Genomic DNA, 7,591 nt, shown 5'->3' on the forward strand with positions numbered 1-7,591 from the left:
AGCGCCACCAGCACGCCCATCGGTCCGGCCTGCTGCGCGATCACCCACACCAGCCAGATCGCCGCGGCAAACATCGGGAAGGCGAGCGCCTGCTTGAGCAGGTCCATCCAGGGCCCGGGCCGAGGCATGCGGCGCTGCAACGCCGGCCACCAGGCCAGCGCGAGGTAGGGCAGCGCGAGCCCCAGACCTAACGCGAGGAACACCGCCATCAGCTCCACGGCCGGCTGCGCCAGCGCGTAGGCCATGGCAGCGCCCATGAAGGGCGCGGTGCATGGCGTCGCCACGACGGTCGCCAGCACGCCGGTGAAGAAGCTGCCGCTGAGACCCGGCTTCTCCGCGAGGCCCTGTCCGACACCGGCGAAACCAGCGCCGATCGACAGCAGCCCCGCCAGCGACAGGCCGAGCACGAACATCAGCCACGCGAGCAGCAGCACGAACAGCGGTGACTGGAACTGGAAGCCCCAGCCCACGCCCGTGCCGGCGCCGCGTAGTGCCAGCAGCATCGCGCCGAGCGCGGCGAACGCGACCAGCACGCCGGCGGTATACGCCAGCCCCTGGCGGCGATGCGTCGAAGCACTGCCGTGCAGAAAGCCCAACGCCTTGATGGCCAGCACCGGAAACACGCACGGCATCAGGTTGAGGATCAGGCCGCCGATCAGCGCCAGACCCATCGCGGCCCACAGGCCCAGACCATCGGCCTCAACGGCACCAGTCGCACCAGTGGCGGCGCCTGGGGTCGTCGTCGTTGTCGCGGCGGGCGACTTCGCGGTACTGGCCGTATTGGCCGGCGCGGTCCCGCCGCCCGCGTCCAGGCTGCCAGAGACAGGCAGGCTGACCGCCCAGGCCTGGCCGTCGATCAGCAGCAAGCCGTCCAGCGGCTTGCCGGCTGAAGCCGGCTCATCGCCAACCGGCATGCGCAGCCGCCACTGCTGGCCATCGCGAGCCAGTTGGGGCTTTGCCGCATGCTGGATGCGTCCCCAGGCCTCCGGCAGGAACAGCGCCTGACGGACCTCTCGGGCTGAGGCGCCGCCGGCACCCGCGGCCGGCCAGTTCACGATCAGGTCCCGGCCTTCGAGCCGCGCGGTGGCGGCGAAGGGCGCCGGACCAGGAAGCGCGGCACGTGCGGCGACGAGCGTGCCTTTCTCGGGCGATGGCTTGGGGCCGGTCCCCACCGGCAGGGACAGGGACAGCGTCGCCTGTTGCGGGATGCACTCCTCGCGGCAGACCAGCCAAGTGGCGTCGGCGCCGATCATCGCGGTGGATCCGGGGGTCAGGCCTTGCGGCAAGCGGATCTCGGTCAGGAGGACCACCCGGTCTTCGTAGCCGTAGTTGGTGATGGGGCCGACATCGAAGCGCTTGGGGGCGGGCCAGAGGATGTCGCTGGCGGTGGCGCCCTGGGGCAACTTCCATTCGATGCTGGTGGGCTGGCCGGAGTCGCCGGGGTTTTTCCAGTAGGTGTGCCAGTGGGGTGCGATCTTCTGCTCGAGCGCCAGCAGCAGGGTCTGGCCGGGTGCGACCTGGGTGCTGTCGCTGATCAACCGGACCTGGACTTCGTCGGTGGCGGCGCGATCCGAGGGTGGCGCGGCGAGCGACGCGCTCGTGAAAGTCGCGAGGGTGATCGCTGCGAGTACTGGCGCGATGGCGAGGCGGAAAAGACGCATGGGCGCGATGCTAGGGAATGGGGCCGACCCTCACAAGGCGTCGACTTCCTTGTTTCCTTACTCCCTGGATTCGAAGAATCCGGTGTCCCTGTGATCCTGGATTCGCTCGATCCGTGACGCCCCCAAGTCATTCTCTCGGCCACGACGTCGACGACCACGAGCGTGGCTGGGGCCGGAACAGGGCTTGGGGGTCCAGGAGGGATCCCCCATGCCCTGTGGAGAGCCCGCGCTTGGCGAAACGCAGGAGAGGACCCTGGCCGCTGGCGCGAAAAAAATGAGGAGAGCCTGACAAGCCCTGACAGCCGCAACCCGACGCCGAGCCGCGCAGACGCTCCAAAAATCAGAGGGCCAGAAAAAACAGGCAAAACGGGCAAAACCAGGGAGGCCCCATCGGGCCGCCCGATCGAGCCACCGATCAGCCGTTCGGAATCAGCCGTTCGGAATATCCGGCTCGACCAGCTGGGTGAGCAGCGCCAGCGACTCCTGCCATCCCAGATGGCAGGCCTGCGACGGGATCACGTCCGGGATGCCTTCCTGGGTGATCTGCATCTCGGTCCCGCAGAAGACCTGCGACAGCTCCACCGTGGTGGTCATTTCCCCCGGCAGGTTGGGGTCGTCGAACTTGCTGGTGTAGCGGAGCCGCTTGCCGGGCTGCAGCTCCAGGTAGTTCCCGCCAAAGGTGTGGGTTGCTCCGGCCGAGAGGTTGGTGAAGGACATGCGCCAGCTGCCGCCGACCTTCGGCTCCATGTGGTGCATGGTGCCGGTGAAGCCATGCGGCGGCAGCCATTTGCACATCGCCGCCGGGTCGGTGAACGCGCGATAGACGCGCTCCGGCGGCGCCTTCAGGACGCGGTGCAGGCGGAGGGTGAAGGGCATCGGTGTCTCCTGGATTCATGCACGAATGGGAGACGGACCATAGCCCTGGATCGTGTCCGGCGCGAGACTCCTCGCCCCTGACAGGGATTCCCCGGGACCTCGGCGCGGGGTGTAGGCACGGGAGGATCAGCGCGTCGCGTCTCCGGACCACACCCGCATGATCCGGTAGGGCGGCTTGCCTTCGTCCCGCCCGCCGGTGAAGGCCGGCGTCTTGTACAGCTGGTTCACCGAGATGTAGAGCCAGGACGAGTCGCCCACATGGACGCTGTCGGGCCAGTCCAGCCGTGCGTCGCGCACCAGCGGGACGAGCTTGCCGTCGGTACCGAGGCGGTCGATGCCGCCCTCGTTGACGTTGGTGAAGAAGTGGCGTCCGCTCGCGTCGGTCGCGGCGCCGTCGGAGACTGGTTTCGGGCCAACGCGGCGGATCGCCGCGGCGGTCTCGGCGTCCGGGACGCCGGTGCGCAGCAGCCGCGCCGGCACCGAGTACCAGCTGCGACCGTTCATCGCGCCGAAGAACAGCGTCTCGCGATCGGCCGAGAGCGTGATCGGATTGACCGCGACATTCGCCGGCTTGCCCTGGAACTGGATGGGCCGGCCGCCGATGATCATCCGCGCCTGCGGCTCGGCCTGCAGCGCGGCGTGACCGCCGAAACGACGGGCTCGACCGGTCGTGATCTCGACGGCGATCAGGCCCGGGTTGGCGATGTCGGCCAGATAGACCCAGCCCGCGCGGTCGTCGACGACCAAGTCCTGCACGAAGCTGCCTTTGGGCGCGATCTCCGGCGGCAGCTCGATGCGCTGGACCTGCCGGCCCGACTCGGCCTCGAAGGCCCAGAGCCGGGTCTTTCCCAGGTTCAGGCCCATGTCGACGATCCAGATGCGGCCGAGGCCGTCGCCGATGATGCCCAGCGGCGTGTCGATGCGATCGTCGCTGGCGGTCGATGTTCCACGCTGGAGGTCGGCGGAAGGCCAGGGCCTGAAGCTGTCCCGGCCGGTGATCTCGATCAACTGCGCCGCGGCGGGCGCGCCCAGCGGATGCACGGTGGCGAACAGCCGGCCCGCGGGCCCGGGCGCCACGTTGCCGGGACGGATCGGGAGTTCGGCGACGACTTCGAGCTCGCCGGGGGTCGCCGCGCGGGCAGACAGGGCGGGGACGGCGGCGAGCGCGAAAGTCAGCGCGCCGGCCAGCACGATCGCGGCGCGGTGGATCGAGTGGGGACGGGCGGATGGCTTCGAAGGATGGCGGTTCATGGAGTCCTCGTTCAGACAATCGGTGGAGACGGGACGCAGTGTTCCGCCGGGCCGACTTTCAATGAACGGGTCAATCGTTGAACCTATTTCAAGCCTCGTTTGAAGCTGGCCCACCCGATCAGACCGAGAACGACCACTCCAGGATGCTGGCCCGCGCCGGTCGGCGCTCGCGCGCGGCGCGGGCCCGGGCGGCCTCGACCCAGCGCTTGGCCAGCGGGAAGGGGCCGAAGCCCGATTCGCTGTTGATGTGGCCCACCAGACCGATGTTGCTGTAGCTGCTGCCCCAGCGCGTCGCCCAGCGCAGCGCGCTGGAGGCGCTCATCCAGGGATCGTTCTGGCTCGCGATCAGCGCCGTCGGCCGGCCCAGCCGCTGGTGCGGCAGGCTCTCCGCCAGGCCGAACTTGTCGGGCTCGGCGGGGGCGACCAGCAAGGCCTCGCGCACCGGCGAATCGGGATGGCGCTGCAGGTGATGCGCCAGCGCCAGGCAGCCGAAGCTGTGCGCCACGGCGATCCATTCGCCGGGGCCGGCGCTGTCGATCCGCGCGTGGATGCGGTCCGACCAGCGCTCCAGGTCGGGCTGGCTGAAGTCCCGCTGCCGCACCCGGTGGGCGTCACGGTACTGCTGCTCGAGCCAGCTCTGCCAGTGCGCCGGCCCGCTGTCGTGCAGGCCGGGGATGATCAGCAGCCGCGGCTCGGCGCTGCCGTTGTGCTGCGCGGAGCGGTGAGGGTAGAGCGCCATGGCGGTCTCCTGCGGGGTCGATGCGGACAGCGCGCGTCAGAGGGTCGCGATCGACACCTCGGTGGACTTCACCAGCGCGACGACTTCCTTGCCGACCGTCAACTGGAGTTCCTTGACCGAGCGCGTCGTGATCACCGAGGTGACGATCAGTCCACCGGCGGTCTGCACGTCGACCTCGGACACGACCGGTCCTTCGACGATCTCCTTGATGGTGCCGCGGAACTGGTTGCGGACATTGATGGCGGTGATGGTCATGCGAGGGGCTCCTGAAAAGGTGACGGTCAGCTTAGGCAGCGCCCTTCATTTGCCGAACGAAGCGCTTTGCCCATGGACATGCGGCCGGCGCATAAGCCCCGGACCCCGGGGATCTCCGTTGATGTCCGTCACAAGGCGCCATGCACAATCCGCGATCCCTTGCCGGCGCACCGCCGGCGCATCGTCCGACACGGGTTCCTGTCATGACCACTTCCTTCGCGCGCGGCATCGCCGCGCTGTCGCTGCTCGCCGCCTGCTGCGGCTCCGCCTTCGGCTTCGGCGCCGCCGGCCACAACGCGGTCGGCGACATCGCCGCCCAGCTGATCAAGGGTCATCGCGCCGAAGCCGAGGTCCAGCGCATCCTCGGACCGGTCTCGCTGCGCGACATCGCCGTCTGGGACGACTGCGTGAAGGGCATCGACACCGGCAACGACTTCAAGTACGCGGTGACCGGCCGCTTTCCCGAGTGCGCGGTCTTCGAGAACAACGCCGAGGAAGAGGTCCGGATGCGCGACTACGTGAAGCGCAATTTCGAGCAATGCGGACCCAAGCCGGGCGAGGAGTCCTGCAACAAGCAGTACCACTACGCCAACGTCGCGGTCCAGCGGGGCCGCTATGTGCCGGGCGCGATCGGAACCAGCGATCACGACATCGTGCCGGCGCTGAAGGCCGCGATCCTCGTGCTCAAGACCGGCCGGCAAACGCCGCCGATGGATTTCAACGAGCGCGAGGCGCTGGCGCTGGTGGTTCACGCGCTGGGCGACATGCATCAGCCGCTGCACATGGGCTCGCTCTACCTGGACGCCGACGGCAAGCCCTATGACCCGGACCGGCAGGGCGCGGATGCGCTGACGCACACGGTCGGCGGCAATGCGATCACGATGCCGCGTCCGGACGGCACGCCGGGCGGCAACCTGCACAGCTACTGGGACGGCCTGCCAGGGCGCCTGAGCGCCGAGCAACTGGCCGCGATGCCGGCGCTCGCCAAGGCCGTGCCGCCGACCACCGGGAATCCGGACGACTGGCCGGTGCTGTGGGCAAGTGAATCGCTGATCGGCGCGAAGGAGGCCTTCGAGGGCATGAGTTTCGGCGCCCGCCAGCAGAGCTTGCGCGGCCCGCGCTGGATGGGCACGCCGCCGGCCGGTTATGAAGCCCGCAGCCTGGAGCAGACCCGCGAGAACGTCATCAAGGGCGGCGCGCGTCTGGCGCAGCTGCTGCGGTCGATCTGGCCGGACAAGCCCTGACTCGCTGAACCCGGCCTCCCGGCCAGCGCCCCGCCGTCGCGGGGCTTTTTTTCGTCCTGACGGACGATCCGGTCTTGAGAACGGCTGTGTACAAGCCTGGGGATGGCGCTTGAACAACTCGGCGCTTGTCCACAGCGGCATGGTCGCGCCGAAAGTTGTTGTCTCGCCATCCCGCCGTTGCCCCGGGTCCGGCCCACACCGTTGCGCCGGTCGCAAGTCCTTGTCGGGCCACGGAAAACGGTGGTTGTCCACAGAAACCCGCCAACACCTACCAATACGACCAAAGAGATATTCAACACAAGGAGATAAGAAAACCCGGCGTGTCACACTGTCGGGATGTCTGCTTTTCCTGCTTCCCTTTTCACCGCTTCGGCCGGCTTCGAGTCCGCCTGCCAGATCGACGCGCTGCCCCCCGGCCACCGCTCGCGTGGCCTGCACGGCCACAGCTACCTGGCCACCATCCGCGCCGAACTTCCCGCCGGCTGGGCCCCGTTTCCCGGCGCTGAAGTCAGCGCGCTGCGCGACTGCCTCGAGCGCTGCGTCGCCCCGCTGGACCATGGGCTGCTGAACACGCACATCCCGCAGCCGACCGACGAGAACATCGCCCGCTGGATCCGCCAGCGGCTCGAATCCGAATTCCAGGTCCCCGGCATCACCCAGGTCGGCATCCAGAGCACTTCGAACTCGGGCGTGGACCTGGACGCCAATGGCCATGCCCATGTCTGGCGCCGTTATCGCTTCCAGGCCGCCCACCAACTGCCCAATGTCCCGATGGGCCACAAGTGCGGTCGCATGCATGGTCATGGCTTCGAGCTGATCCTGCATGCCAACCAGGACCTCGGCGAGCGCGACCTGAGCATCGACTACGACCACCTCGACGAGCTCTGGGCGCCGTTCCATGCGCAGCTGAACTATCGCTGCCTCAACGAGATCGAGGGCCTGTCCAATCCGACCAGCGAGTTGATCTCGTCCTGGCTGTGGGCGCGGCTCAAGCCGCAGTTGCCGGAACTGAGCTGGGTGACGGTGTACGAGACCGGCTCCAGCGGTGCGAACTTCGACGGCGAGCGCTACCGGATCTGGAAGGAATTCACCCTCGACAGCGCGGTGCAGCTCAACCGGGCGCCGGCGGACCATCCGATGGCCGGCATCCATGGCCACACCTTCACGCTGCGACTGCACCTGAGCGCCGCGCTGGACCAGGTCTTCGGCTGGGCGATGGACTTCAGCGACGTGAAGCTGCTGTTCGATCCCATCTTCAAAGCCATGGACCACCACCCGCTGCATGAGCTAGCCGGATTGCCGGACGCCGACACCGCCAGCCTGGCCGCGTGGGTGCTGCGCCAGGCCAAGGCCCAGTTGCCGCCGCTGGAGCGCGTCGACCTCTACGAGACCCGCGGCAGCGGCGTCATCGTCAGCCATGGTCCGTTCGAGGAGCTGATCCCGGTATGACCTACGCCGTCAAGGAAATGTTCTACACGCTGCAAGGCGAAGGCGCCCAGGCCGGCCGCGCGGCCGTGTTCTGCCGCTTCGCCGGCTGCAACCTGTGGTCCGGCCGCGAGCAGGAC

The 7,591-nt window shown here is 68.5% G+C and carries 7 protein-coding genes and 1 pseudogene; 3 read left to right on the forward strand and 5 right to left on the reverse strand.

Going from position 1 to position 7,591, the window contains the following annotated elements; all coding sequences use genetic code 11:
• The 5 genes from FUT87_RS23855 to FUT87_RS23875 form a co-directional block, all read right to left on the reverse strand.
• A partial coding sequence (locus FUT87_RS23855; RefSeq protein WP_147242603.1) for a protein-disulfide reductase DsbD domain-containing protein occupies positions 1–1,661 on the reverse strand: 1,661 nt, incomplete at its 3' end.
• 429 nt (positions 1,662–2,090) lie between these two features.
• Complete coding sequence (locus tag FUT87_RS23860) at positions 2,091–2,537, reverse strand: SRPBCC family protein (RefSeq protein WP_091729712.1); 447 nt, start codon at positions 2,535–2,537, stop codon at positions 2,091–2,093.
• Positions 2,538–2,663: 126 nt separating this feature from the next.
• On the reverse strand, positions 2,664–3,788 hold the full coding sequence (locus FUT87_RS23865; protein WP_147242604.1) for an L-dopachrome tautomerase-related protein: 1,125 nt from the start codon (positions 3,786–3,788) through the stop codon (positions 2,664–2,666).
• Between the two features lie 118 nt (positions 3,789–3,906).
• Positions 3,907–4,527, reverse strand: coding sequence for an alpha/beta hydrolase (locus FUT87_RS23870; protein WP_091729704.1), 621 nt, complete (start codon positions 4,525–4,527; stop codon positions 3,907–3,909).
• Positions 4,528–4,563: 36 nt separating this feature from the next.
• Positions 4,564–4,782, reverse strand: coding sequence for a molybdopterin-binding protein (locus FUT87_RS23875; protein WP_091729700.1), 219 nt, complete (start codon positions 4,780–4,782; stop codon positions 4,564–4,566).
• Positions 4,783–4,985: 203 nt separating this feature from the next.
• Between FUT87_RS23875 and FUT87_RS23880 the strand changes: the two genes are divergently transcribed.
• From FUT87_RS23880 to FUT87_RS23890, 3 genes and pseudogenes are all read left to right on the forward strand, one after another.
• On the forward strand, positions 4,986–6,026 hold the full coding sequence (locus tag FUT87_RS23880) for a S1/P1 nuclease (RefSeq protein ID WP_186830728.1): 1,041 nt from the start codon (positions 4,986–4,988) through the stop codon (positions 6,024–6,026).
• Positions 6,027–6,362: 336 nt separating this feature from the next.
• The gene (locus FUT87_RS23885; protein WP_147242606.1) at positions 6,363–7,475 is read left to right on the forward strand and encodes a 6-carboxytetrahydropterin synthase; all 1,113 of its coding nucleotides are present in this window, start codon (positions 6,363–6,365) and stop codon (positions 7,473–7,475) included.
• Positions 7,472–7,591 (forward strand): annotated as a pseudogene (locus tag FUT87_RS23890) (7-carboxy-7-deazaguanine synthase); the annotation flags it as partial. The gene FUT87_RS23885 and the pseudogene FUT87_RS23890, both read left to right, overlap by 4 nt.

Source organism: Mitsuaria sp. TWR114, assembly GCF_007997345.1.

Bases quoted from the DNA above. Each gene is read 5' to 3' on its own strand.
- FUT87_RS23860 (WP_091729712.1), bottom strand. From the start codon at position 2,537: ATGCCCTTCACCCTCCGCCTGCACCGCGTCCTGAAGGCGCCGCCGGAG.
- FUT87_RS23865 (WP_147242604.1), bottom strand. From the start codon at position 3,788: ATGAACCGCCATCCTTCGAAGCCATCCGCCCGTCCCCACTCGATCCAC.
- FUT87_RS23870 (WP_091729704.1), bottom strand. From the start codon at position 4,527: ATGGCGCTCTACCCTCACCGCTCCGCGCAGCACAACGGCAGCGCCGAG.
- FUT87_RS23875 (WP_091729700.1), bottom strand. From the start codon at position 4,782: ATGACCATCACCGCCATCAATGTCCGCAACCAGTTCCGCGGCACCATC.
- FUT87_RS23880 (WP_186830728.1), top strand. From the start codon at position 4,986: ATGACCACTTCCTTCGCGCGCGGCATCGCCGCGCTGTCGCTGCTCGCC.
- FUT87_RS23885 (WP_147242606.1), top strand. From the start codon at position 6,363: ATGTCTGCTTTTCCTGCTTCCCTTTTCACCGCTTCGGCCGGCTTCGAG.